Source organism: Enterococcus sp. LJL51, assembly GCF_054871795.1.
Window position 1 is genome coordinate 378,586 of record NZ_JBTXLW010000001.1, and the last position, 25,349, is coordinate 403,934.

The window sequence follows — 25,349 nt, forward strand, 5'->3', positions numbered from 1 at the left end:
ACTATCCGCATAGGGAAACTGTCTGATTTTTCTTTCAGGTGAAAGAAACTCTTTTTAATGGAAAATATGGCTTTTATGCGAAATTTCCGCAAGCTTCTTCATTTTCGGTTCTAAAATAGGATAAAAAATTGTCCCTAAAATTCCGACAACAATCATTAAACTAACTAAAATAATGATTGCTTTCCACGCATTTGGCCAATAAATTCCTCCAGCGGATTCTCTCAGCAGATTTACTGCATGGGTAAATGGTAAAAACGGGTTAATCATCTGGAAGAATTTACCTGAAACTTGAATTGGGTAATTTCCTCCCCCACCAGAAATAGATAGAACCAGAATAATAATCGCAATACCTTTCCCGACATTCCCAAACAGAGCTACCAGTACGTATACTAGCGTCATAAAGGCGAGGGCAATCAACAATGCAAACAACACACTGTAAACCGGCGCCTTGACATCTACTCCTAAAAGGAAATAGTTCCCTAGGGTAACGATTAGGGCTTGTGCCAGCCCCATCACGATAAACGTCAGCATTCTAGCTGAAAACTGTTCTCTTTTGCTATAGCGTTTCTTGTCTTTTTCATCCAAATAATAATCTGTTGTAGCAATACTTGAAAACAGAACAGCGCCCACCCATAGACAAAGTGCTGTATAAAACGGTGTGCTTGCAGACCCGTTATTGGCAATCGGATAAATCTGATTTTCTTTGACCACTACTGGCTCAGTAAAGAAGTCGCTTTCTGAAGTGGCATCCAGCTTCAATAATTTTAGAACTTCACCTAAATCGACTTCACTTTCCCCCTTGCGAATAGCTTCTGCCGCTTTATGAAGTCCGCTTTTAATATTTGGCCAGTCATTTTCAATCAAATCATTCGCCGTATTCAAAGCAGATTCCACTGCTGGCAGTTTTTCATCAACCATCGTTAAGGTATCCGTAATATCCGCTTTTATACCAGGATAATCATTTTTGATAAAATCTGCAGCCAGTCCCAGCTTTTCCTCGACAACCGGCAGTTCATTATTGTATAAATCGGCTCCTTTATTAATACCGCCTACAATCGTATCCATATGACCATTCAACAGCACATTCGCATCATGAACCTCCTGCTTAATGGCAGGCATTTGAGCCTGATATTTTTCAAGAATTCCAATAGCATTCGATACAGTTCCCTCTGTGGCATTCAGTAATGCTGTAAAGTCTGTCTGCTGAGCTTGGGAAAGCAAGCCTTTAGCTGTTGTAATTGTATTAATCAAATCGGTTAACAGGCTGCTGATGGTTGCATTAATGCTATCCATATTCCCCAGAATTCCTCCAGCCGTGCTGGCAATTTCATTTGCACCAGCTGTGATTTCTCCGGCAATTGCCTGCAGTTCAGCTGTTGTAATTGCATCCACGTTAATACTGTCTACCCGGCTTTTCAATCCTTGAATCAAGGTTTGAAGAGCATTAAGCTGATCGATGACCCCTTGTAAGTTTTGATTTCCGGCTGACTCCTGAATGTTTGTCAGCAATGCAGACAGCTGTTGTGCCGCATTTACTTGGCCGCCCAAACTTTCAGAAAAATTCTGTAACAGCACCTTTAGTGATGCTCTTTCATCAGGTGTCAGCTCATTATCTGCCAGCATCTGTTGAATTTGACTGGTGATTGACGCAACATTCGTGCCAATTCCCTGAATGGATTCCAAAGTAATTTTCACACTACTAGTGATACTTGGCAAAGCATCCTGAAGTTTTTGAGCTCCTTCCATCGTCACTGTTCCAAACTGATCCGCCTGCTCTCCCAGCTTTTGAATATCAGGCAATGCACTTTCAACAGATTGAATAATCTGCAGTCCTTGTTTAGCTTCTGCAATTCCCTCCGTCATCACCTGTTCAACAGAGGCAAAATCACTGTCAATCATTGCCAGCTGATTACCGGCATTTTGTATCTCTGGTATTTTCTCTTGAAGAGTTAGGATCACTTTGGCCTGTTCTTTCAATGCAGGCATGTTGTTATTCAGCTCGGTGATTTTTTCAGTCAACTCATCCACTTGAGGAATATACGCCTTAAACTCTTCTGCTTTGGCAATCTTCTCTTTAATTTCAGGCATTTTCTTGTGCAGATCAACAACCTGCTGCACATACCCGTCAATCGTATCGATGTTTTCATCTGTTGATAAAATCAGGCTCTTTACTTTGTTGATACTAACCAAGTTTGCGTCAATATCATACCCGATCTCATTAAAAACTTTAATTAACGTGCTGCTCGCCGTACTGATAAATTCAGAAGATATTTCTGTCTGGAGGGAAGTAGCTCCCTTATCTGTAATTTTAGGTGCAATTGCATTGATTTTTTCATTCACAGAATAAACGATTTCAGGCTTGTTGATTTCTCCTGTCGTAAAGCTTAATAAATCTTTTGAAAAGCTCTTTGGCAAATAGATTCCCGCATAGTATTTACCAGACTTCACGCCTTCATCCAAATCCTTTTTTGAATCAACAAAGCGCCAGCCCAGCTGTTTATTTTTATGGAGATTGGCTAATACCTCATCTCCTATACTCACTTGTTTTCCTTGAAACTCTGCTGGCTGATCATCACTATATACTGCAATCGGCAGCTCCCCCGTATTCGCATACGGATCCCATAAAGCCTTGATATTAAACCAGGCATAGAGCGAAGGAATGATCATCAAAGCGATAATCAATAACGCTGCAATCGGATTTTTAAAAATTCTTTTCCAATCTACTATAAATAAGTTCAAAGTATTTTTTATATGCTTCATAATTCCCACCTGCTTCCTTACGACGACTTACTTTAGCACATCTTTTTTGATAAAAACAGTTTGAAAAACCGGCAGACGATTAATTGTTGGACAATTAATTTAATCTGTCGTAATTTTTAAGTCATCTCTTAAAGAATATCTTAAAGTATCCCCTATCTGCAAAAGATAAGCTCTGTATGCTCTCGAAATATCAGTCAGCATTCTTAAGAAAAATAAAGGCAATTACCTACGAGCCATGTATCCGAATAAATACTTTTGCATAAATACAGGGTGCTGATTTGACTCTTAAAACTAGGAAAGAGGATGTGACACTTGTATGCCTCCATCCTCTAAAACCAAATAAACAGCGTGACAGAAGCCGCCTCTTCAGAAATAAGTCGAACTAGAAAACTTCTGTCACAGCCTCTTCTCATTCATTAAATTTATCTCGTTCTCTATACATATCCAAACAGATACTTTATCTGCTGATTTCTTATGCTAACAATTTTTCGACTGCATCTTTTACTTCCGGCACCTTATCTGCTTCAAGATAGGAAAGCGCTCGAGGCATAACACCCATTAAATACATTTTATTCAGCTGACCGCTGTTCTTTTTCTCCAACAGCTCACCAAGAAGCTTATCCATATCCCCCTTATGATCGGCTAGTGTACGTTCCATAACAAAATCGATAAAAGCTTGTTCTTGTTTTTTCATAGTGAATCCTCCCTGCAGCTTTTCTCTATTATAAAATGAAACGTCTATAAGTAATAATAATTTGATTGCTACTTTTAGAAAATCCGATAGAAAAAGCTGGCTTATTCAGCTTTAACCTATTTTATGTTAGCAAAAATCATTAACGAAGATGGTCAGTAGCTATTCGATGGTTAAACATAAAAAATCAAACCAACATAATGAAATCAATCAAAAAAATCAGCTGAAAAGCTATTTCCTATAACTTCTATTCTTTTCGTTCAGGTAGTTCTATGATTCAAGTCTTTTTATAGGATTAAAAAAGGGAACTTTTAGCGAAATCCCAGGCGTACCAAAATCTTGTTGATTGGTACCCACATCTGAGCTAGTTTTCGGTTCTGCTTGTACAAGGAAGCTCTAAAATAAAAACTTGAAACAAAGGCAGCGGTTTCCTGCTTTTTGCTTCAAGTTCTAAGAGTTCATTTAGTTTTTGTCCTGCCAACACATTTTGATGTAAAACTACTTGTTTTCAAACAGAAGAAAAAAGCCTGACACGCTGATTTATATTGATATAAAAACAGAAAATCAGCAGTCCAGACTGTTGCAAACAGGACAATTTTTACTTTTTATATCGCTTAATCATATGTTCATACGCCGCCCGGCTAAGGATCCCCATTGGATGATTCAACGTAGGGTTGAAATAGAAATCCATGGTCACTAGCTCTTCCATGGTCACTTCTTTTTCAATTGCCAGGGAAAGCGTATTGATAATCTGGGTAATGTCTTTCGTTGACATCATTTGGCCACCAATTAGCGTATTTCTATGCTGAGAGAAGACCAGCTTCACATAAATATCTTCCTGCTCTTTCAAATAAGGTAGTTGATATGGAAGCTTTAAAAAGATGCTGTCAATATCCAGCCCTTCAAAATTCGCTTCGGCTTCTGTTAAACCTGTACTGGCAATGTAGTAATCGAATACTTTAGTTGCCGTCGTTTTTTGTGTCGTTTTATACTCCATTTTATTTTCCGTAACATTCATGGCTGCAACTGTTGCACTTCTGACAACATTATTCACCAATGGAATAAATGACTGACGGTAGCTGTTATGAACAGGGTATGAAACAATATCTCCCAGTGCGTAAATACTCGGATCACTCGTCTGCATCCGCTTGTTCACACGAACTGTTCCATTGTGATTCAAATCAAGGAATTCCTGAAACAATGATGTGTCAGGCCGAGCATTTACAGCAATCACAACATACTCGTTTTCAATCTCTTTTGTTGTTGTTACAGTTGTAAAGGGAACACTATCTGTCTTGCCAAAAGTCATGACATTCTCATTTAGATGCAGATGAATACCAGATTCTGCCATCTTTTTTTCGAGAATAGCAGACAATTCCTTATCAATATAGCGAAATAGAATCGAGTCAGAACTTTCAATAAGATGGATTTCTTTTCCCTTATCCCTTAGAGCATCACAAAGCTCAACTCCGATATAACCGCCGCCAATGATCGATATGCTTGCTGCTTCTTCTAGTTTATGTAAGGCTTCTAATGAGCTTTTGTAGCTCTTAAAATACGTAATTCGATCATTATCCGGCAAACTCATATTTAAAGAAAATTGGTTAGAGCCTGTTGCAAGGATTAGCTTATCATAATTTTCTCCAGCGACTTCTCCATTTGAAGACTTGTAGCTCACTATTTTATTTTTAGGGTCTATCTGAACCACCGTAGATTCTAAATAAATATCAATTCCCAGTTTGCGAAGACCTTCAGGAGTTATATAACGCACGTCATTTAAATCATCTACCATCTCTTTTAGCTTTATAATCATACCGCTGGACACATAGCTAACATCGTTTCTTCTTTCAATCAGTATGATTTCAGCTTTTGGATTTAATCTTTTTATAGTTAAGGCTGCCTGTATCCCGCCATGGGATGCGCCGATTATTACTATTTTCACTGTACCTTCTCCCTTCAAACTAGCTGCTCCTGCCTGTAAAAAATTTTATTTAGCCAAAAGCATAGACAGTCATGTGACTTCATTATATATAACTTTTCGCAAAAAAGAAATCCAACAGGTGAGAATAACACCCTTTTCTCAGATTGATATTGCCATTTTACCATGAATCAAGTATCCTTAAAGTGAGGTGTCTATTATGCTAAAACGAGATTTTTTAGAAAAGCCCTATGACTATATGAATGATATTCTATTATTTCTATATAATAATCAAGGAAAATCAACAAAAAGCAAACTCATTGAAGAATTCCAAATCAGCTTGCCTACTCTAAATGAGTACCTGTCTTTTTTAAGAAGTTTTCTTGAGGAAAATGGAATAGATGGTAAGGTTGAAATCTCTTCTGAAGGAGATGTGCTTTACTTACACAAAGAACCAGAATTTCCATTAAAGAAAGTCGTTCTGCTTTTTCTTGATAAATCGATAAAATTTCAAATGGTCAATCAGCTGTTTCAAAAAAATGAAGTCAGCTGTGAATATTTTCAACTGACCTACGCCATCAGCTCTGCAACCTACTATCGAAAGGTTACTGAATTGAATGAGCTTCTGAAAGAATTTCGATTACAGATAAAACGAGGTAAACTAGTTGGAGAAGAAAAACAGATTCGGTATTTCTTTTTTAATTTCTTTTGGTTTCTTTTTGAAGATAAGAGTGATTTAGAGCAAGAAACCTCAAATCAATATCTTGGATTTGTCGAAGCCTTGAAAGAATCCCTGAATATCCCATTTGATCCCACAGAGGCTTTCCAGATTAAACTATGGATGAAAATTTCTTTAAGGCGAATAAGTACAGAATTTAATCCGGTCATTAGTCCGAATTATGATTACCCGGATCGCCCTTTATTTGAAGAAATCAATCTAGCATTCCATACATATATGAAAAAAATTGATCGACCTTATACTATTTATGAAGCTTACATGTTTTATGATTTCTTCTGCTCCATGAATAATTTCTCGCCAAATTCATCCTTTGCTTTTCGTCTTGCAGAGGAGCAGCGAACATCAGGTTCTTATCTTAATTATATGAACAAAGTGATTTTAAAGTACTTGAAGCAGCAAGGTTATCTGTCAAGCTATGCTTCTCCTTCACGTCTATCTTATATTGAAAATCTGCTGTTTCAGCTGCATGCCAGACTGTATTATTTTGATGGCTTCATACTTCCTTTTGATAACTGGACGATTGAATCTATTGTCAACGCTCATCGCCATCCTTTTACAGGAAATGAAGTTATTGAAATAATGGGTATTGCTTCTGAAAAATTTAACTCCAGCGGTGAAAAAGACCAGTATAGAAATAGATTCACAGAAATCAACTACACAATCATTTTAAATCATATTGCTGAACTAAATGAAGAAAAAATCGTCATTGGTGTCTACCATTCTCTAAATCCATTTATTGGGGAACTGGTTATTCAGCATCTGTCAAATATCCTTGGGCACAAGTATCCTATTAAGGCAGAGCTTTATCTTGAAGATACATTCTATGACATACTACTATCGAATATTTATGACGATACCATATCGGAAAATCAGAAAACAACATATGTCTTTTCTGATATTGGGAACAATTATGACATGGATGAAGTAGAAAAGTTAATTCTACAATTACTTAACAAATAATTGAAATGACTTTAAGTTCATTATATCAAAGAATTTTCTTTAAAGTTCTCTATTTTCTAGGGAAAAACGGAATTTAGTGAGAATAACTCTTTAAAACGGCGGTATTACTTTATTTTTACTTATTGCCAGATTTACTATTTTAAAAAAAAGCTGTTGGAACATTTCTTGTTCCAACAGCTTTTATACTATTTTTCTTTACTTAATCCACCCCATTGACTGAAATGGAGAAAAACGAAAAGAAACCACTCCTTCAATTGCCCGCCCGCTTACTAATCCAAATTCACGACTGTCACTGGAATTATTCCGATTATCTCCTAAAACAAAATAGAAATCATCGGGAATTTTCTCCAGCCCTTCAAACTGTTCAAGTGCTTTTGAAGATAATGCAACTTTAATCGTTCCATCCGGCAATTCATTTGCAGCATTTAACGGGACTTCAGCGGGTACGTTGCCCGACTGGTTGATGAACAAATCTGCGCCATCAATCCAAATAGAATCTCCCGGCATCCCAATGACCCGTTTAACATATTGATAATCGCTGTCAACCGGTGGATCAAATGTAATGATTTCATAGCGGTCAGGTGTCTTTGTCCGTTTGACAATTACCTTATCTCCGCTTAAAAGCGTCGGCTTCATCGAGTCTCCATCTACTACATGAGGAGAAGTTTTAAAAATAAACATAAATACAATGAATGCCATCACTGTTACAGGCCCAAGAAATTTGATTACTTCTATAATTTGCTGTTTTTTTCTCTGCTTCTTTTTGCGGGCAAGCTCTTCCTTAGAAAGTTTTTTACGTTTTTTCTTTGCAGGTTTGCTTTTCGATTTTTGTCCCTGCTCTTTCTTTTCTCCCATAACCTTTTTCTTCGAGAGCTGCTCTTCATCTCGCTCTTTCCGGCTGCTTTTTTTTGCTGTGGATATTTCCTCCGCTTTTTTTTCTGGATTACTTACTTTCTTTATCTCATCTGTTGTTTCAGCAACTTCTTCTTCAGGTTTAAACTCGGTCTCATTAACTAAGCCGTTATCCCCAGTGTTTAGCACTAGTTTCTTTCTTCTAACAGAAGGTTCTTCAATCGCAGGTGCTTCTGCGCCTCTCTGGTCCCCCTCTAAGGGCTGCTGTTTAATCAGAGGTCTTCTAGGCTTACCGGACTTCATCATCCTCTTATTCGCCATCTGACGCTTTCCGCTTGAAGAATTCCCCGTACGCTTCATTTTTTTCAGGTTATCTACAAACTCATCCATACTGCTGCTACACCTCAATTTACGTTCTATATCTTATTAAGAATAACAAACCAAAAGCAATTTTACCATAAAAAATACTAAAAAGAGCTTTCAGCTCTGAAAAACATGAACTGAAAGCTTCTTTATCTTATTATTTTTCAGTAAGCAATTCTTGACCTTCAAGAATAACACTGTTGCTTAACTGATTGATATTCATCAAATCCTGCAGGGATATATTGGCATTCTGAGCAATTTCCCAAAGTGATTCTCCCTGTTTTACTTTATAAAGTTCAGAGGTACCAGCCGTTTCTGTAGAAGGAATTGTTTCTTCTGGAGCAGGAACAATAGCTTCTGTTGCTTCATGGCTTTCACTCGCTGCGACAGATGTATCAGCTAACTCTGAGCTGTTCCCTTTGTCTGCTTCGCTTGTACTCACAGTTGCATTTGTTTTTTCATTTGAAGCTGTTACACCCTCTTCCGGCGTAGATCCCATGATTGGCGTGGATTCCATCAAATAACCAGAAAACAAAACGATTCCTACTGAAAAAAGCGACCACAACGCGATTTTTTTGTTTTTTCGTTTCATAACAGCTGCTCCTTAAACTTAATTTCCTGACTTATCTAAACGTGAAAGCTTGCTTAAACGTTCTTCTAACTCACGGTAAATGCCCATTATTTCATTTTTAGATTCTTCTACTTCATTAGAAATGTTTTTCGCACGGTTGCCGATATTCAACATTTCCAGCTCAGCTGAATTAATCATATGTTTTGCTTCAACCTGTGCTTCACTGATGATGCGGTTTGCTTCTTTCTTCGCAGAAACCATTACTTCCCCGATTTCCTGCTGAGATTTCAGCGCTTCTTCTTGTAATGACTGGTTTTTCAGCAGTAAATCATTGATTTGCTGTTTAGCCTGCAATAGTTCTGCCAACTGTTCACCTTTCATTTCTCCCGCTGAAGATGCATTTTGTAATGCACTTAGTTCAGATTTCACTGTTTCCAGCTCTGTTTCTTTTTGTTTATAGCTTTCTCTCAATGTAGCTACTTCAGCTTCAAATACATTTTTCTGTACAGAGTGCTTATCATTCAATGCCTGAATACGGCCAAGCGTAACTTCTAATTCGCTTTTCTCTTTAAGAATTGATTCCATTTCTTGCTTCAGTGCTTCTACATGACCAGTAGCCTCTGGGTTTGAGCTATCCGCAGCTAAAGAAACAGCTTTATCATTTAAGCGTTGGTTTTCTTCCTGAAGCCTCGCAGCTGTTTGCTGAAGATCGGCAATTTTTTGCGACAGTTCCTGATTTTCTGATTCACTTGCTTGAAGTTTTTTGTTTAATTCTTCTAATTCCATTTTTACCGTCTCCAATACTTCTTGTTTTTCTGTAATTGTTCCACGAGATGATAAATCCGCTTGCAGTTGTTTAATTTCCTGCTCTTTCTCAGAAATCTTACTGTCTAATTCTTTATTCTTCACTAGCAGTTCTGCTTCCAGATTACTGATTTGCTTTTGTGCTTCAGCGTTCTCGTTTTGAAGCTCACTAATCTGCTGCTTCAATACTGCTGTTTCATCAGAATCCGTTGTTGTTTGTGTATTTTTCAAATCGTCAATTTCAGCTTCACGTTGATTCAACAGCGTTTCTAGCTCATCATTCTTGTCAGCCAGCGCTTCCAGTTCATTCTGATCATTTTCGACTTTGAGCGCCAGTTGCTTATTTTGTTGGGATAATCTGAAGTTTTCATCCTTCTCCTGTTCGAAGTCTGCTTCCTGTAAGCGGTACTCCTCCAGTAATTCTCTTAAATGTTTAATTTCCTGTTCCTGTTTTTCCAGCTGATCGTTTAAAGCATAGGATGATTCCGTATCTGTCCCATCGCTTTCCGTTCCAAATAAGTCCTGATCCAGCTCTTCATCTGAAACTTCGTTAATTTTTTTAATTAACCGTCTCTTTGCCATGTATTCTACACCTCATTTTAAATTTCCATAAATTTCTTATTATTTATTTAGCTCTATCCTTTTAAGGCCCTGATCTTGTGACTCCCGATCAAATACCATTGATTGCTTCGTTAACGTGTTTGTCTTATCACGATATGTAAAATTAAAATCGATAACCGTTACTTCCTTGATACCACTTAATGCTTCTGCAAATTTCTCTGCATTTTTTTCTGCTACTTCAAAATCTTTATCCGTCAGTGAAGACGAAAATACTGAAACAGTCAGAGACTGTGTATTTTGACTGCGAACGATTGTCACACTGATTTCTCCAAAAAACGGCTTCCAATCTCTTGAAAGCTGAAGTTCATAGCTCGTCAAAGCTGCGGCATCCTGACTCTCTACAGCCTTTGCCCAGGGAAACTCGGCCAGCTTCAGATTTTTGTCTTGGTATTCTTCGACTATTACCTTACCGCTGGCTGCCCCCTTTCCCAATGTCTCTACATCCGCTTTAAGAGATTCATTGTCTTTATGCAATGTATACTGCTGATACAGGATTCCTAATAAAACAAAGGAAATAATAATGACTGCAATAACCAGCGAAACGACTAAACGGCTGTTTTCCTGTTGTCTGTATACATTGATTTTTTTCTGCATTTTGGGATTTTCCGAATTAAGCTGATTCAAATTCACTCGTTTATACAGCTCATAGCTGAAAAGTGCCAGCATCGCTATTACGACAATCCCTGTAATGATTATGACCAAATAAAAAACCCCTTTATATCTTAATGAAAAACATTCAAGAAGAATTTTTCTTTAAAAACTCAATTTTCTACCCAATTATACATAATCCATTGTAACATTACACTTTGCTCTTGCCAACTTTTTTTTCTATTCGCAGAATTACCGTTGCCTGTATGCAAATTCTGCGGTTCATACTCTTTAATTTCAAACTAAATATTGTATTCTTTCACTATGTATTCCAGTCAGTCAGCATCGGACAAAATCTATATTTGATAGGTTCCTACTGATTCTTCCGGTTCAACGATGCCTACGCTGATGCCCAAAGCTCTATCGACCTCAAGCATCACATCAACACCTAAGTGGCAAACCTTCTCCTTCAGCCTAACCTTATCAATCGTTCGAATCTGCTCTAATAATATTACTGAATCTCTTTCAATCCCCGTCTCCTCTGAATTGATTCCTATATGTGTAGGTAATTTTGGCTTAGCCATTTTGGCTGTTACTGCCGCGACAATAATTGTCGGGCTGAAATGATTCCCCAAATTATTCTGTATGACTAGGACAGGACGAATTCCGCCCTGTTCAGAACCAACAACAGGAGAGAGATCTGCAAAAAAGATATCTCCACGTTTAACCATTATAATCCCCCTATATATTCTCTTGGTATGCGTTGTGAAAACGTACATGCAACTTCATAATGGATGGTTTCTAAATACTCAGCAACCATCTGCAGTGTTATCTCCGCTCCCTGATTTTCCCCAACTAAAGTAACCTTTGTCCCTTCCGGAACAGCCTCAGGCAGCCGAATCATGCACTGATCCATGCATACTCTCCCAACTATCTCACACTTTTTACCATTCACCAAAACATGAAATCCCTGCATTTTCCTCAGCCAACCATCCGCGTAGCCTATAGGAATTGTCCCAATCCATTCCTTTTCGGCAACGGTATACGTGTTTCCGTATCCTATTCCCGCTCCCGGCTGAAGTTCCTTTACTTGAATTAATACTGTTTCAAGGGTTAGTGCCGACTTCAGCGGGTAGCTTTCTATTAAAGAACGCCCTGATGGATTCAATCCGTACATAGCAATGCCAAACCGAATCATATTACCCGTACTTTTCGGATGCCATAAGGCTGCAGCACTATTCTCACTATGAATATAACGAGGCTGTCGAGGCAGTTCACTAATAATATCCTGAAACATCTTCAGCTGCTGTTCAAAATAGAGTGTATCTATTTCATCCGCAGTAGAAAAATGAGTGAATATTCCTTCCCACTCGATTTGCTCATTATTTTCTATGAGCTGAACTGCATCAAGTACCTCTTTCAGTGAAGTAAATCCCAGACGACCCATTCCTGTATCAATTTTTATATGTATCTTTAGCTTTTGACTTCCAGTCAATCTTTTTAAGCACTTACAAGCTTCCAACAGCCACGCCGTTGTTGCAGCTGTTACAGAAAGATTGTACTTCAGCAGCAGCTCTATGTATATTGGTTCCACAACACCTAAAATTAAAATAGGTTCAGTGATTCCTGCTTCCCGCAGTTCAATCCCTTCATCTAATAAGGCAACACAAAAACCAGCTGCGCCGCCCTTTAATGCACTTTTAGCTGTTTCAACAGCTCCATGCCCATAGCCGTTCGCTTTAACCACAGCAAAAAGCTCTTTGTCAGTCGGCATTTTGGCTACTTCTCCTGCCACGTTATCAATAATTGCCTGTCTATCAATAATAAGCTTTGTTGGTCGGTGATATCCCGTGACCATTCTATCTCCCTCCTTTTCAGAATACAAAATTTAATCTTCTAAAATAATCTGTGCCACAGCCATCGTTTCTGTATGAGAGATTGAGACAAATACATTGCCTTTATGAGGTGATTTGGTTACTTCAGGAGCCCCCGCAGCATTTTTCAATATCTCTATTTCCTGAAATCCAACACCACTAATTCCTGTTCCCCAGGCCTTTGAAAAAGCTTCTTTACAGCAAAAACGTCCGCCTAAAAATTCTACCTGCCGCCGGTAAGAGAGCGATTGGAAGAGCTCAAGCTCCTTTTCAGTCAAAACCCGTTTAATAAACGACGACTGCTTCTCAACGATTTTTTCAATTCTAGAGAGTTCAACAATATCAATCCCTATTCCTCTTATCATAATCGGACACGCACTCCAAATCAATAAATTATCTTTATTTTATCAAAATAAATGGTTTTTTCCTACAAGAAGCCTAAGAAAACCCTAAACTTTATTATAGCAAAACAGACTGCAGATTATAATCCCAAAAGATATCTATCTGCAGCCTGATATTCAGCTGTTCTATTTAGCTGTTTCCTTTTTCACGGATGACAAAGCCTCTGCCCTTGTCATTGCTTCGTTTAGAGGAATAATTTTTTTTGCCTTTATTGTAGCCGCCACCACTACTGCTGTTGTTTTTGTTATTTTTATTTCTACTTTGAGAAGAACGGTTGTCTTTGCGCTGACGATTCCCGCCGCCGCTATAACGTTTGTTCTTATTAAATCCACCACTTTTTGGTGAAGGCAACGGACGTTCCGGAGTGATTTTAACTGGAGCTGCATCAGCCGGGTCCTTAGAAATTGTTTTAAGCAGCAAAGCAGCTAAGTCTTGAGAAGAGTATTTTTCTAACAAAACTTCTGCAGAAGCTAAGTATTTATCCAAGCCGTTTTCTTCAAGCTTCGTACCTACTTCTTCCATTGCAGCGCCTAATTTGCCATGAAAAGCTTCCTTCTCAGTTGGCGGACGAAGGGGCGACATTCTCTTCTTTGTTAATGACTCAATCACATGAAGATAACCCATTTCACTTGGTGTTACAAAGGTTACTGAAATTCCGCCCTTACCTGCACGACCTGTTCTTCCGATACGGTGAACATAGCTTTCAGGATCTTGTGGAATGTCGTAGTTGTATACGTGGGTAACACCGGAAATATCTAATCCGCGGGCAGCAACGTCTGTCGCTACCAGAATATCAAGGTTGCCATTCTTGAATGACCGCAATACACTCATTCTCTTTTGCTGTGATAAGTCGCCATGAATCCCTTCAGCTTTGTAGCCGCGAGCTTCAAGTCCGCGGGCAAGCTCATCTACTCTACGCTTAGTACGACCAAATACAATTGTCAATTCAGGTGTCTGAACATCTAAAAGTCTTGTCATAATATCAAATTTCTCATAATCTTTTGAGCGAACATAATACTGATCAATCAAATCAGCAGTCATTTCTTTTGTTTTAATTTTTACGTGGTGCGGGTCATTCATGAACTTCACACCAATATTTTTAATTGCCGGCGGCATTGTCGCAGAAAACAGCAATGTCTGACGTTCAGAAGGAACCTGAGAAATAATTTTCTCAATATCCTCTAAAAATCCCATATTCAGCATTTCATCTGCTTCATCCAATACTAAGGTTTCTACTGTTCCTAGCTTCAATGTACGGCGGTTGATATGATCCAGCAGTCTGCCTGGCGTACCAACAACAATATGCGGATGGTCTTTCAGACCTCTGATTTGGCGCCCAATATCGGCCCCTCCGTATACTGCTTGTACACGAATCTTTTTATCTTTTCCTAAACGGTATAATTCTTCTTGTGTCTGAATCGCTAGTTCTCTTGTCGGCGCCACAACTAATCCCTGCAGTACACGATTGTCTGCATCAATTTTTTCAAGCATCGGCAAACCAAAAGCAGCTGTTTTACCAGTTCCTGTTTGGGCCTGTCCGATAACATCTTTCCCTTCCAGTGCCAACGGAATAGTTTCTGCCTGAATCGGTGTTGCTTCTTCAAATCCTGAGCGTTCAATAGCTGATAATAATTTAGATGATAAACCAAGTTCTCTAAATTTCAATGTGATCCTCCTAATTTCTTGTTATTCGGGACCATTGTCCCACGCTTTAAACATTTCAATAGGGTCAATAAACCCAGCCATACAGTTTGCTCTGTTGAAAAAAGCCGGATCAGTTCGCTTAGCAGACCTGCTCTCTTCATCATTGAAATAAAGATATATTCTTTATGTTTTATCAAACTATCTATTCTTATCAACTCTATCGAAAATCCAATCATATGAACTACGACAACAGAAAAGCCAAACGGAATCGTTCAGCTGTTCAAGTAATATATGATTGGCAAAATGTTCCTTCTGCCATCTGTTTCTATTCAAATCCTCTGACAATAGTTCATTCTAACACGAATCGTGCTTTTCAGCAAGTTTTATGAAAACTACTTTTCATTTATCAGCACTTCTACAACTTCAGCTAGTCCCATTCCATTGCTGCCTTTCAAAACAATCATGTCCTCAGGTGAAAGAGTCCCTTTCACTGCCTCAATCAGCTCTGCTTTCTGAGATTTATCATAGTAATGAGCATTTCCCTGATAGCGTTCTGCGATTGTATCATATAAGCTGCGCATTTCCTCGCCATAGAGATAGACTTCCATTATTTCCGTTGGATTCAAATAGGCCTCAACCGATTGATGCATTGCTTCGGATTCCGGTCCCAGCTCCAGCATCGCACCTAAAACAGCGACACGTTTGCCCTTGCCTTCCATCGTCCGAAAATTATCCAGAACCAGCTTCATTGCAGTTGGATTGGCGTTATACACATCACTTAAAATTTCAACACCAGCTTTTGATTTCAACCACTCCGTACGGTTTTTGGTCATTACTAAAGCATTTAACCCGGCAGCAATTTCTTTATCAGAAAGTCCAAACCAGCGACCGACTGCCGCTGCAATTAACGCATTCGTCACATTATAGCTTCCAGGCATGGGAATCGTAAATAACTGCGGGGAGCCCGTAATCATAAAGCTGGTAAAATCTTTTCCTGAATCAATAATCTTCCCCTGATAAGAAGCTGATGCTTCCCAGCCGAATGTTTTCACATTCTGCTGTAAAGGTTCAGCTAGAGGCTGCAATAAAGGTTCTTCATTAGGAATCAACAGTAGCCCATCGGATTTCAGCCCATCAACAATCTCCATTTTAGCCGCTGCAATCCCTTGACGAGAGCCTAAATATTCAATGTGCGCCTCGCCAATCATTGAAATTGCCGCTACATCCGGCTGAGCTAACGTAGACAGAAAGGCAATCTCGCCAGCGTGGTCCATCCCCATTTCAAGAATTAGCTTTTCCGTGTCCTCCGGCATATGAAGGATAGTATAAGGAAGACCAATATCATTATTATAGTTTCCCTGAGTTTTATAGGTTTTGAATGATTGTGCAAGTACTGCTTCAGCCATATCTTTTGTGGTTGTTTTCCCATTGCTGCCAGTGATGCCGATAACGGAAGGAGCCACCTGCTTCAGGTAATAAACAGCCAGCTGCTGCATCGCTTTCAACGTATCCGCCACTTCAAGAATCGGCAACCCCTCCGGTGCAGCCTCCGAACTGCTCCAAAATGCCGCAGATGCACCCTGCTCCGCCGCCTTTCCTGCAAAAAGGTGACCGTCATTTGTACCAGACAGCGGGACAAAAAGACTGCCTTCTGTTATTAGGCGACTATCAAACTCTAGTCCTGTGATTGAAAAATCTGCCCACTGTTTCCAATTATTTTCAGCATTTACTATTTGTGCAACTTCCCAAAAGCTAAGCTTCATCCGCTTTCTCTCCTCATATGTTCATTTTTTGTCTACAGCGATAAAATGAATGCGGCCGAGACAAGAAATCTTTATTTCCACAGAAAGTCACTCATCGCAGTTAAATGCTGCTAGGTGCTCCTGCCCACTGTTTGCTTGGATTTAAAGAGCGAAACAAAACGAATCGCTCGTTTTGTCCCGCTCTCTCTGTGCTATTTTGAAGCAGCTTTATTACTGCTGCTCTTCAAACAGCTGTTGTCTTCTTTTATAGCGGTTTAAAGCCAGTTGAATTAGTTCTTCAATCAAATCACTGTACTTCAAACCCATGTTTTCCCATAACAATGGATACATACTGAATTGTGTGAAGCCAGGCATTGTATTTAATTCATTTAGAAACAGCTCATTCTTATTTGTCAAGAAAAAGTCACAGCGGCTCAAACCACTGCCATCTAAGATACGATACGCTTTTTTAGCATATTTTTGTGCTTTTTGATGAACTTCTTCTGGTACCTCTGCCGGAATCTGCATAGTAATTTTATTATCGATGTACTTAGAATTATAATCATAAAAGTCCACATCTTTAATGATTTCACCTGCTTGAGTTGTCCGAATGTCTTCATTGCCTAATACTGCTACTTCAATTTCTCTCGCTTCAATTCCCTGCTCTACAATCGCACGGGAATCATATTTATACGCTTCAATCAACGCATTTTGCAGTTCCTCGCGGTTTTCTGCTTTTGAGATTCCCACACTTGAACCCATATTCGCAGGCTTAATAAACATTGGATAAATAAGCGAACCTTCACACTGTTCAAAAATATGCTTAGGATTTTCTTTCCATTGATTTTCCAAAACAGGAACAAACGGAACCTGAGGAATACCTGCTGTTTGAAGCAAGTATTTAGTCATAATTTTATCCATGCCCGTCGCACTAGCTAGTACTCCCGCACCTACATAAGGAATATTCATAGTCTCAAGAAATCCTTGAATGGTACCATCTTCCCCATTTGGACCGTGAAGAACAGGGAAAACGATTGAATCCTCTTCCTTGATATCACAAGGCGCAATTACCTTACCAGTAAAGTTCCCTCCAAACTTCTGTTCACCTTGAGGATTCCAAGTTAGATGTAGAACTGTTTCATCCTGTGGCGGTTCTGTCAGCAGCGGTCCTTGAACCCACTGACCTTCCTTACTAATATATACTAACTGGACCTGATAATAATTATAGTAAACTGCATTTAAAATAGAAAAAGCGGATAAGATAGATACCTCATGCTCCTCACTTTTCCCTCCATAGAGTAATACAATCTTCAAATGCTTTTCCTCCTAAATTTCCATCTAAATAGATTGGTGCGGCCGTAACCAAAATTTTCTTTTTCATTATTTTAGCATAAAAACGATTTATGTAGTAGAAACAAATATAAAAGAAACGGCTGTTTCTTTTTATCCTCACATTTCCTTTTGTGCTTCCCTCTCGATGACTTCAATCAGCTTTAAACGAAACTGTTCCCGGTCTTCTTTCGTAAAAGGTTTCGGCCCTTTAGTTCGGCCTCCGCTTTTTCTAATTTTAGCACTAAAATATCTCTGCTCAAGCAACTGACCAATCGTCTCGGCAGTGTATTCTTTGCCCAGCTGATGAAGTACGGTCACGTCCTTTGGTAAAGCTAGTGAAGCCAAGCCATAATCCTGAGTAATCAGAATATCCCCTGCTTTAATCAGCGCAATGATTTTATAATCTGCTGCATCATTCCCTTTGTCCACATAAACAAAGGAAACCGCTTCAGGATATTCCTTGAGAGAATAATGATCAATACTTGTTACAACGACTATCTTCATTTGATATTGAAGGGCGGTCTCGATTGCTGTATCCTTTACTGGCGAACCATCTCCGTCAATTAACACTCTCATTTTTCTTCCCCCTCTCATCGTCATCAGAATTAAGTGACATACCAGGAGGGATGGCGTGTCAGAAAGCGGAAAACCTCATCCGACACCACTTCCCGCAAAATTTTATATAGCTCCGGATTACGGATTTTTTGCTTAACCGCTCCGGCATAACGAGGTCGGCTGACTTGAATAGAAAGAACAAAATCAAAACGTTCCTGAAAATTCTCAACTGTTATAATCTTCATTCGGCTCGTTTCTTCTAAAAAACGATTCATGCCGTCTACCGCTCCTTGAACAAAACCTTCCATATGTGTCCCGCCATCTGGTGGTAAATAGCCATTAACAAAGCTGTCTCTGATATTTGCGGAAGGGTTCTTTGAAATCACTGCCTGAATAACCACATCTTCTCTTCTAGTCCGAATCGTTAGCGGACGGCTTCCTCTGGTTAGTGCATTGTCCTTTTGAAAAATATATTCAACTAATCCTTCTTCGTAGACTAATTGATTTTTTTGAGTCTCGCCCTCTTTCAATGTAATCGTCAATCCGCTGTTAAGCATCGCCAGCTGTTGGCAACGATTGAATAAAACAAAATAGGAAAGAGGCTTGGTTCCAAAATAAGCCGAATCAGGGGTGAATGCCAGCTCTAGACGATATTCCTCGCTTTTCGATTTCACTGCGGCTTCCTTGACAAGCTCTCCATGCTGATAAATCCTTATTTCCCGACCGGCTGGTGTTTCAATGCTTATCCCCAACTGTTCGGACAAAGCCAGCAATAACTGAAGAAAAAAGTAGTAAGACAGCTGATTCTGTTCCCTTTCCTGCGTTAAATGCCATTCTCTTTTTACAGCAAAGGAAAAAATGAGCTGATTTTTAGAAAGCTCAGCAGTGATTCGGGCATTTCCAGGCTGATCTGTCAGCTTCAGCAGCTCATCAAGCACCTGAATAATCATACTCTCCAGACCCGAAAGCCCCAAAGCACCGATATACATTCCCGGGCGTTTGCGAATACTTTCAATTATTTGCTCATTTTCCAAAGCATTCCAAAAATCCTTGGGCATCGTCTTTCCTCCTGCAGTTGATTCGCTACTCATAAATTCCATCTTCTCTATTATAATGAAAAATAGACTGAAACGAAAGTAGCTGACTAGGCAAACTTTCGTTTCAGTCTATCTTACTTAGCGAATCAAATCAACTGTAGGGTGCAGCATGATATGCTCCACTTGTTTCCTCGTTGTTAATGGAACATCGCCTTGAATTGTATGAGCTAAAACGCCATTTGCCGTTGCAAAAGCTACAGTTTTCTCAAGAGCCCATTTTTCAGCATATCCCAAAAGTACACCAGCGGCATAGCCATCTCCGGCGCCAATCCGGTCAAGATTGATAATTTCTCTTGGTTCAGCCTGTACATAATGATTTTTATCAAATAAAAAGCCCGATAGATAGTAACTGCCATTCTCTCTAATTCTAAAAGTGCCGGCAAATAATTCAATATCATAGTTGTCCATAAATGTTTTAGTCAGCGATTTAAACTGTTCTTCATTGTCTAAGGTCTCATCAGCTTTCATCCCTAATAAATCAGTTAAATCCCGCTGAGTTCCAAAAACGATATCACAATACGGCAGCATCCGTTCATACTGTTCACGCATAAATACCGCTTCATTGTTCTCGTTTAAACTTGGACGAAAATTGAAATCGAAGCATATTTTTTTCCCTTGACTATGGGCTTTTTCTGCCAATGCAAATGCAGCTGCTCTTGTCTGATCCGTTAAGCTTAAAGAGATACCGCAAATGTGAACCAAATCAGTTGCTTCTAGGAAGCTGTCAAAATCATAATCTGCTGCACCGCTTACGCCAAATGAGCTGCTGTGACGATTTTGATAAGTGACCTGAGTGGGTCTTGGTCCATACCCCATCTCAGCAAAATAAGAGCCAATGTGATTCCCATGCTGACCTATCCATCTATCACCAAGGCCTAACTGACGTAAGCTTGCTTTTGCCGCTTCTCCTAAGCGGTTATCTGGAAGATTAGTAATTAGGCTTGTCTCACAACCGAAATGAGCAAGGTTGCTTAGAATATTGACGCCCGTTCCGGTAAAATCCATCCGCAGCTCCCTGGTTTGCTCCAACATCAGATATTCCGGCGGAGTCAGCCGCATCATTACTTCTCCAAAAGCTGAAATTCTCATCTTTGTTTCCATCCTATCCAGCTGTAAAAATCGAAAGCCTCAACAAAGGCTCAACCACAAAGGTTTAACACATTTGCTGTTCGATTTGCCCGGCTTTTATTTTAACGTATTTTTCATCATTTCTACTAATGTTTTTACATCTTCCGGCTTCGTATCGCCAGTTTCCTTATCAATAATTGAGCTGTACACATGAGGAATAATCTTCTTCACGCCAGCATCTACTGCAATTTGAACGATTTCTTCAAAGTTTTCCAAGTCAATCCCGCCAGTCGGTTCTAAGTAGAAATCATATTTAGCACAGGCTTCTGCAACAGCTTTGTATTCCTCTTTGTGAGCTAAGCCTTTCATTGGGAAATACTTGATGGAACTTCCACCCATATCCTGTAAAAGCTTGATTGCTGTCTCAATCGGCACTTCCCCTGCCGAAGCTTGAGAGCTCAATGGGCCCGTTGCAACATTTACATAGCCTACTTTTCCAGTCGGAGAAACTAACCCGTTAATTACTGTTTCACTTTGTCCTAATAAGGCCCGTGAAGTTCCCACACCTGTAAATACTTGATTGACATGTTGAGGCTGCAGTTCTTTTGAAATGCGTGAAACCATCTGACTTTGATTTGGATCGCCAGCTCCTAGACCTACAGATAATGCGTTATTTGTAGCTGCAGCATATTTTTTCATATCCTCTATTGCCGCTTCATCGGTATCGTAATTTTTTGAAAGTACACCTAAAACAACGTGACCTTCCGCCGCTTCATAGCAGGCTTTGGCATTTTCCACAGAATTGGCTAAAACATTTAAACATAAACGATCTTCTAAGTATTTTGGTGTTAATGACATAATATTATCTCCTTCTTCTCACATGAACAGTGCCATGCTCCATCTATAATTTTCTATCTGTTTTCAACTTAAATCTTACTATTATTCTTAGCTTAAGCCATAATTACAGCTAAACGGGTAGTAATCTTGTCCATCTCTTCCTTGTTAACTGAACGAATATCAAATTCGATAATTCCATTATTCGCCTGATATTCTCTTGTATAAATTGCCGGACTTTCCGTTTTCAGCTCTTGGATGACTTGCTTCGCTGATTTCGGTCCGCTGACTTTGACGCTGGCACGATAAATATCTCTACCGGCACCATCCTGAACAATTTTAGCTTCTATGTTCGGTAATTGATTTAGGTCGGCGATGAATGGCTCCATACGTTTCTGCATTGATTTGCCATCCTCACTGCCGTTTGTCAGATAGTCCTCTACCGCCTGAGTAAATCCGAGAATATTGTCTTTGCCAATTTTCATCGCTCGGCCAATTCCTTTACCCTGTAAACGAACCCATTCAATAAACTCTTTTTTTCCAATCACTAGTCCAGCACTTGGTCCTTCTATCGCTTTTGCACCACTGTAAATTACCAAGTCTCCGCCAGCCTCAACATATTTAAAAAGATCTTCCTCAGCTGCTGCATCTACAATCAACGGAAGACTGTACTTGTGGGCAACCGCTGCTGCTTCCGCCACACCCAGCATGCTTTTTTGAACGGTATGATGGCTCTTTATATATAAAACAGCTGCTGTGCGGTCTGTAATCATCATTTCAATATGCTCTGGCGTACACATATTGGCATAGCCGGCTTCAATCACCTGTCCTCCACCTTGAGCTACCATCACTTCTACCGGAGTTCCATAATCTACATTATGCCCCTTAGGTAGAATAATTTCTCTCCGGTCAATTTTTTCTGTATACGGATGATAGGCATGATAAGCTGAGCCCTGACCAATTAGAGCAGCCACGCTTTGTGCAATACCAGCAGAGGCAGAAGACACAATCTGTGCATCCTCAACCTTCAGCAGATTCGCCAAATATTTTCCTGTCTGAACGCTTAAATCGCCCATCTCAAAGAAATGTTCCCCACCGAAGCGCTGCGCTTCCAAGACTCGCTCAGATACTTTTGATACACCTAAAATTGTCATTCGTCCAGAAGCATTAATAACCTCTTTTAAATTGAATTTCTCGTAACTAATTGTCATAAACAACACCTCCAACGATGGTTTTCACAGGAGTAATCAACTCTTTGGCTTCTCTGGTAAAGCCATTTGAATCGGTCAAAGTTTTCTGACCTTCTTCAATTGTAAAGATTGTTAAATCTCCGTCAAAGCCTTCTTTCAGCTGTCCTTTACTATTCAAATGGAATTTTTCAGCAGGAGCAGCAGTCACCTTCTTAAGAATATCTGCCCATTCATATCCAACAACCCGCAGCTTCTCCATTGTCGTTGCTAAATCATAAACTGGTCCGTTTTCTCTGTTTCGGATATAGATATCTGTACTAATGGTTTCAGCCAGCATACCTTCTTTAAATGCAGTTTCAGCAACCTCGAAATTGAAGCTGTCTGTCCCATGGCCGATATCAAATACTACGCCCTTTTTGAAAGCAGCCCAAGCAAAGTCCTTAATTTTCCCTGTATTCTTATCCAAGATACCATTCGGTTTCCCGTTAAAGCAATGTGTCAGGATATCTCCCTCAGACATATTAGCTAGAATTTCATCAAGTTCCGGCGGAGCTGAACCTATATGAACCATTAACGGCAAGTTGTTGTTGTCTTTTTGGATTTTCTTTGCCATTTCAAGAGGAGTAATCCCATTTTCTCCAATTACTGTTTTGCTCATACGAGCTTTAATTCCAATGACAAAATCAGGCAGCTCCTGCAGCACCTTTCTCACAAGGTCTTCTTTGATTTTACTCAAATCTGCCAGTTCATCCTGCTCAACAATCCCCCATTTAGAAATATTTGCCAGTGCATAGACATTGGTCCTTGCCTGTACAGCTAAATCATAAAATTCATGGATGTTTTCCGCACCTGTTGTTCCAGCGTCAATAACAGTTGTAACACCTTTTTTTACACCGATTTCATCTGGAAAGTCATAATACAGCGTCATTTTTTCAAAGCAGTGTACATGATCATCAATCCAACCGGCTGAAATAAATGCAGCTCCATTCAAATCAATGATTTCCTTTGCATCTTCAGCAATTGAAACGGCCGTTTTGACAATTTTGCCTTCAGATATTGCAATTTCCAGCTTTTCTCCATCTATTGTTTTACCGTTTTTTATTAGCAGATCATATGTCATTTTATTTCCCTACTTTTCTTTCAATCTGAATTTTGTCCAAGGCTTGATAAATTCCAACAGCATCAATTCGCTTGGAGTAATACTTCCTACTTTATTTTTTCTACTGTCTTTGTGGGGCTGTAAGACAATCTGCAGCTCGTTCTTATATTTGCCAAAGGCATCATTACCAATAACGACATCACCAATCTGAAATTCGCCTTCATTGTCATGTGCTGGATTAGCATCATCAATATACTTTTTCCGTACTTCAGTAGAACGCGCCATCCGCTCTGTAATATCTCCTCTGCGGAAATGCTGTTCAGACAGCGTAATTTCTTTTTCTACTTCATTTACATCTGCAACAAAATCGACTGCTAGTTCCAGCTGATAGCGATTCACTTGACCCAATGCCTCCAGCTCTTCATCTGATGCGTATGCATTGCCGATTACTACATCATCAATCAGTCCTGTAGCGAACAAATGCTTGGCCTGAATATCAATAGGAAGATGACGATGGATTTCTAACGTCGGCAGTCCGTCATTAATGTCGCAGGGACCAATATCTCCAATACTGGAAGCAACAAACGCCGCTGTCCGGATACCATTATTCTTGAAACGAATACTACATTTTTCAAAAAAGTCATAGGGAAGACCAGTCCCTTCCTGAGGATAAAAATTGTGACAGCCGTATAAAAATGGCTTATTCGCTTCATAAGTCAAAATATTATCCAGGTAGGCAACATCATTACTCATATTCAGCTCAATAGCTAAATCATAAGGATTATAGGTAAGCTTGGCTTCCTTATTCCCATCAAAACCCGCATCTAGGCGAATACCGTCAGCTCCAAGCTCATGGAAATAGGACAAATCATCATACGAAATATCCAGCTGATCAAACAAGGCTGGAACTACATCTAAAATCGTTTCAAAACCTAACCCCTTGGCATAATGAATCAGCTCTTTAAACTTTTTGGTCACTACGTCTTTTCCTTCAGTCACTTCCAGCATACTCATAAAAATTCTTGTAAAGCCGCACTCAGCTGCCTTTTTCAAATACGCTTTATCCTGATCCATATCACTATGGTCAGGGTAGACAGATACACCTAATGCTCGTTTCATATACTTTTGCCACGCTCCATTTTGTCGAATTTTTTCCGGTTTTTCCATGAGACCAGCGATCCAAAGAATATTGTTACCGTTCCTATCAGTAAAATCGGCTGACCAACCAATACGCCAATAACAATTGCTGCAGAAATACCACCTATTGAATATAAACAAAGATATCGTAACCTTAAATCCGTAAACCGTTCAGGTAAGTACTCTCTTTCAATTATAACCTGAGAAATAATGAAAAACAGAATAAACCATAACCACATGTTGAATACCTCCAAATCATATCTCATTCTTTCTATTATAAATTCTGCAAGAAATGGTCTACATGACCAGCTGCTGGTAAGGTTTTATCTCACCTATAAAATAGAAGCTTTTAACGAAATAACACCTGTGCAAAAATCCAATAAACTTATTAAACTTCATTCAGCCAACTGAAAGGGCTGTTTCCCAAAAGTTTAGGCAAAGATACTTCTATTATGTCTTGTTTCTCTAGCAAAATTTATCTATTTGGATTGAAAAGGGTCGAACGACA

Annotated in this window: 22 protein-coding genes; 1 reads left to right on the top strand and 21 read right to left on the bottom strand. The window is 39.4% G+C overall.

Annotated features, from left to right (window positions below):
* Window positions 1–54: 54 nt before the first annotated feature.
* From ACYSNQ_RS01805 to ACYSNQ_RS01815, 3 genes are all read right to left on the bottom strand, one after another.
* Window positions 55–2,760, bottom strand: coding sequence for a YhgE/Pip domain-containing protein (locus tag ACYSNQ_RS01805; RefSeq protein ID WP_426081058.1), 2,706 nt, complete (start codon window positions 2,758–2,760; stop codon window positions 55–57).
* A gap of 472 nt (window positions 2,761–3,232) precedes the next feature.
* The gene (locus tag ACYSNQ_RS01810; protein ID WP_426081059.1) at window positions 3,233–3,454 is read right to left on the bottom strand and encodes a hypothetical protein; all 222 of its coding nucleotides are present in this window, start codon (window positions 3,452–3,454) and stop codon (window positions 3,233–3,235) included.
* Window positions 3,455–4,049: 595 nt separating this feature from the next.
* Entirely contained in the window at window positions 4,050–5,393 is a 1,344-nt protein-coding gene (locus tag ACYSNQ_RS01815) for an FAD-dependent oxidoreductase (RefSeq protein WP_426081060.1), read from the bottom strand.
* A 196-nt stretch (window positions 5,394–5,589) separates the two neighbouring features.
* On the opposite strand from ACYSNQ_RS01815, the gene ACYSNQ_RS01820 reads away from it, so the two are divergent.
* Window positions 5,590–7,068 carry a helix-turn-helix domain-containing protein gene (locus tag ACYSNQ_RS01820; RefSeq protein ID WP_426081061.1) on the top strand — a complete coding sequence of 493 codons (1,479 nt, stop codon included), beginning with the start codon at window positions 5,590–5,592 and terminating at the stop codon, window positions 7,066–7,068.
* Between the two features lie 195 nt (window positions 7,069–7,263).
* Here ACYSNQ_RS01820 and lepB read toward each other — a convergent pair whose 3' ends face one another.
* From lepB to ACYSNQ_RS01910, 18 genes are all read right to left on the bottom strand, one after another.
* Window positions 7,264–8,310 carry a signal peptidase I gene (gene lepB / locus ACYSNQ_RS01825; RefSeq protein ID WP_426081062.1) on the bottom strand — a complete coding sequence of 349 codons (1,047 nt, stop codon included), beginning with the start codon at window positions 8,308–8,310 and terminating at the stop codon, window positions 7,264–7,266.
* Window positions 8,311–8,440: 130 nt separating this feature from the next.
* A complete protein-coding gene (locus ACYSNQ_RS01830; protein ID WP_426081063.1) occupies window positions 8,441–8,875 on the bottom strand; it encodes a LysM peptidoglycan-binding domain-containing protein in 435 nt (144 codons plus the stop codon).
* A gap of 18 nt (window positions 8,876–8,893) precedes the next feature.
* Window positions 8,894–10,240 (bottom strand): coiled-coil domain-containing protein, encoded by a 1,347-nt coding sequence (locus ACYSNQ_RS01835; RefSeq protein WP_426081064.1) that lies wholly within the window; start codon window positions 10,238–10,240, stop codon window positions 8,894–8,896.
* Window positions 10,241–10,279: 39 nt separating this feature from the next.
* Complete coding sequence (locus ACYSNQ_RS01840; protein WP_426081065.1) at window positions 10,280–10,981, bottom strand: hypothetical protein; 702 nt, start codon at window positions 10,979–10,981, stop codon at window positions 10,280–10,282.
* A 242-nt stretch (window positions 10,982–11,223) separates the two neighbouring features.
* Window positions 11,224–11,598: a type II toxin-antitoxin system PemK/MazF family toxin gene (locus tag ACYSNQ_RS01845; protein ID WP_426081066.1), complete on the bottom strand. Its 375-nt coding sequence runs from the start codon at window positions 11,596–11,598 to the stop codon at window positions 11,224–11,226.
* On the bottom strand, window positions 11,598–12,725 hold the full coding sequence (gene alr, locus ACYSNQ_RS01850) for an alanine racemase (RefSeq protein WP_426081067.1): 1,128 nt from the start codon (window positions 12,723–12,725) through the stop codon (window positions 11,598–11,600). The genes ACYSNQ_RS01845 and alr overlap by 1 nt, the downstream gene beginning before the upstream one ends.
* A gap of 30 nt (window positions 12,726–12,755) precedes the next feature.
* A complete protein-coding gene (acpS, locus tag ACYSNQ_RS01855; RefSeq protein WP_426081068.1) occupies window positions 12,756–13,106 on the bottom strand; it encodes a holo-ACP synthase in 351 nt (116 codons plus the stop codon).
* A 166-nt stretch (window positions 13,107–13,272) separates the two neighbouring features.
* Window positions 13,273–14,808, bottom strand: coding sequence for a degradosome RNA helicase CshA (cshA, locus tag ACYSNQ_RS01860; RefSeq protein ID WP_426081069.1), 1,536 nt, complete (start codon window positions 14,806–14,808; stop codon window positions 13,273–13,275).
* 371 nt (window positions 14,809–15,179) lie between these two features.
* Window positions 15,180–16,550 carry a UDP-N-acetylmuramoyl-tripeptide--D-alanyl-D-alanine ligase gene (locus tag ACYSNQ_RS01865; protein WP_426081071.1) on the bottom strand — a complete coding sequence of 457 codons (1,371 nt, stop codon included), beginning with the start codon at window positions 16,548–16,550 and terminating at the stop codon, window positions 15,180–15,182.
* 210 nt (window positions 16,551–16,760) lie between these two features.
* On the bottom strand, window positions 16,761–17,843 hold the full coding sequence (locus tag ACYSNQ_RS01870) for a D-alanine--D-alanine ligase (RefSeq protein ID WP_426081072.1): 1,083 nt from the start codon (window positions 17,841–17,843) through the stop codon (window positions 16,761–16,763).
* Window positions 17,844–17,978: 135 nt separating this feature from the next.
* Window positions 17,979–18,437, bottom strand: a complete 459-nt coding sequence (locus ACYSNQ_RS01875; protein ID WP_426081074.1) for a YaiI/YqxD family protein — start codon at window positions 18,435–18,437, stop codon at window positions 17,979–17,981.
* A gap of 29 nt (window positions 18,438–18,466) precedes the next feature.
* Window positions 18,467–19,474 carry a hypothetical protein gene (locus ACYSNQ_RS01880; RefSeq protein WP_426081075.1) on the bottom strand — a complete coding sequence of 336 codons (1,008 nt, stop codon included), beginning with the start codon at window positions 19,472–19,474 and terminating at the stop codon, window positions 18,467–18,469.
* 117 nt (window positions 19,475–19,591) lie between these two features.
* Window positions 19,592–20,602, bottom strand: coding sequence for a sugar kinase (locus tag ACYSNQ_RS01885; RefSeq protein ID WP_426081076.1), 1,011 nt, complete (start codon window positions 20,600–20,602; stop codon window positions 19,592–19,594).
* 96 nt (window positions 20,603–20,698) lie between these two features.
* Window positions 20,699–21,439: a 2-dehydro-3-deoxy-phosphogluconate aldolase gene (gene dagF / locus ACYSNQ_RS01890; protein WP_426081077.1), complete on the bottom strand. Its 741-nt coding sequence runs from the start codon at window positions 21,437–21,439 to the stop codon at window positions 20,699–20,701.
* Window positions 21,440–21,531: 92 nt separating this feature from the next.
* Window positions 21,532–22,626 (bottom strand): DgaE family pyridoxal phosphate-dependent ammonia lyase, encoded by a 1,095-nt coding sequence (locus ACYSNQ_RS01895; protein WP_426081078.1) that lies wholly within the window; start codon window positions 22,624–22,626, stop codon window positions 21,532–21,534.
* Window positions 22,616–23,725 carry an amidohydrolase/deacetylase family metallohydrolase gene (locus tag ACYSNQ_RS01900; RefSeq protein ID WP_426081079.1) on the bottom strand — a complete coding sequence of 370 codons (1,110 nt, stop codon included), beginning with the start codon at window positions 23,723–23,725 and terminating at the stop codon, window positions 22,616–22,618. Before ACYSNQ_RS01900 ends, ACYSNQ_RS01895 begins: the two co-directional genes overlap by 11 nt.
* Before the next feature lie 9 nt (window positions 23,726–23,734).
* Window positions 23,735–24,823: a DUF871 domain-containing protein gene (locus ACYSNQ_RS01905; protein ID WP_426081080.1), complete on the bottom strand. Its 1,089-nt coding sequence runs from the start codon at window positions 24,821–24,823 to the stop codon at window positions 23,735–23,737.
* Window positions 24,820–25,080, bottom strand: coding sequence for a hypothetical protein (locus ACYSNQ_RS01910; protein ID WP_426081081.1), 261 nt, complete (start codon window positions 25,078–25,080; stop codon window positions 24,820–24,822). Before ACYSNQ_RS01910 ends, ACYSNQ_RS01905 begins: the two co-directional genes overlap by 4 nt.
* Window positions 25,081–25,349: the final 269 nt, after the last annotated feature.

Excerpts from the sequence above, each read along its gene's own strand:
- ACYSNQ_RS01905 (WP_426081080.1), bottom strand. The coding sequence starts at position 24,823 with ATGAAACGAGCATTAGGTGTATCTGTCTACCCTGACCATAGTGATATG.
- alr (WP_426081067.1), bottom strand. The coding sequence starts at position 12,725 with ATGGTCACGGGATATCACCGACCAACAAAGCTTATTATTGATAGACAG.
- lepB (WP_426081062.1), bottom strand. The coding sequence starts at position 8,310 with ATGGATGAGTTTGTAGATAACCTGAAAAAAATGAAGCGTACGGGGAAT.
- ACYSNQ_RS01910 (WP_426081081.1), bottom strand. The coding sequence starts at position 25,080 with ATGTGGTTATGGTTTATTCTGTTTTTCATTATTTCTCAGGTTATAATT.
- ACYSNQ_RS01885 (WP_426081076.1), bottom strand. The coding sequence starts at position 20,602 with ATGAGAATTTCAGCTTTTGGAGAAGTAATGATGCGGCTGACTCCGCCG.
- ACYSNQ_RS01900 (WP_426081079.1), bottom strand. The coding sequence starts at position 23,725 with ATGACATATGATCTGCTAATAAAAAACGGTAAAACAATAGATGGAGAA.
- ACYSNQ_RS01830 (WP_426081063.1), bottom strand. The coding sequence starts at position 8,875 with ATGAAACGAAAAAACAAAAAAATCGCGTTGTGGTCGCTTTTTTCAGTA.
- ACYSNQ_RS01805 (WP_426081058.1), bottom strand. The coding sequence starts at position 2,760 with ATGAAGCATATAAAAAATACTTTGAACTTATTTATAGTAGATTGGAAA.
- dagF (WP_426081077.1), bottom strand. The coding sequence starts at position 21,439 with ATGTCATTAACACCAAAATACTTAGAAGATCGTTTATGTTTAAATGTT.
- ACYSNQ_RS01865 (WP_426081071.1), bottom strand. The coding sequence starts at position 16,550 with ATGAAGCTTAGCTTTTGGGAAGTTGCACAAATAGTAAATGCTGAAAAT.
- ACYSNQ_RS01845 (WP_426081066.1), bottom strand. The coding sequence starts at position 11,598 with ATGGTTAAACGTGGAGATATCTTTTTTGCAGATCTCTCTCCTGTTGTT.
- ACYSNQ_RS01875 (WP_426081074.1), bottom strand. The coding sequence starts at position 18,437 with ATGAGAGTGTTAATTGACGGAGATGGTTCGCCAGTAAAGGATACAGCA.
- acpS (WP_426081068.1), bottom strand. The coding sequence starts at position 13,106 with ATGATAAGAGGAATAGGGATTGATATTGTTGAACTCTCTAGAATTGAA.
- ACYSNQ_RS01820 (WP_426081061.1), top strand. The coding sequence starts at position 5,590 with ATGCTAAAACGAGATTTTTTAGAAAAGCCCTATGACTATATGAATGAT.
- ACYSNQ_RS01895 (WP_426081078.1), bottom strand. The coding sequence starts at position 22,626 with ATGACAATTAGTTACGAGAAATTCAATTTAAAAGAGGTTATTAATGCT.
- ACYSNQ_RS01835 (WP_426081064.1), bottom strand. The coding sequence starts at position 10,240 with ATGGCAAAGAGACGGTTAATTAAAAAAATTAACGAAGTTTCAGATGAA.
- ACYSNQ_RS01880 (WP_426081075.1), bottom strand. The coding sequence starts at position 19,474 with ATGCCCAAGGATTTTTGGAATGCTTTGGAAAATGAGCAAATAATTGAA.
- ACYSNQ_RS01810 (WP_426081059.1), bottom strand. The coding sequence starts at position 3,454 with ATGAAAAAACAAGAACAAGCTTTTATCGATTTTGTTATGGAACGTACA.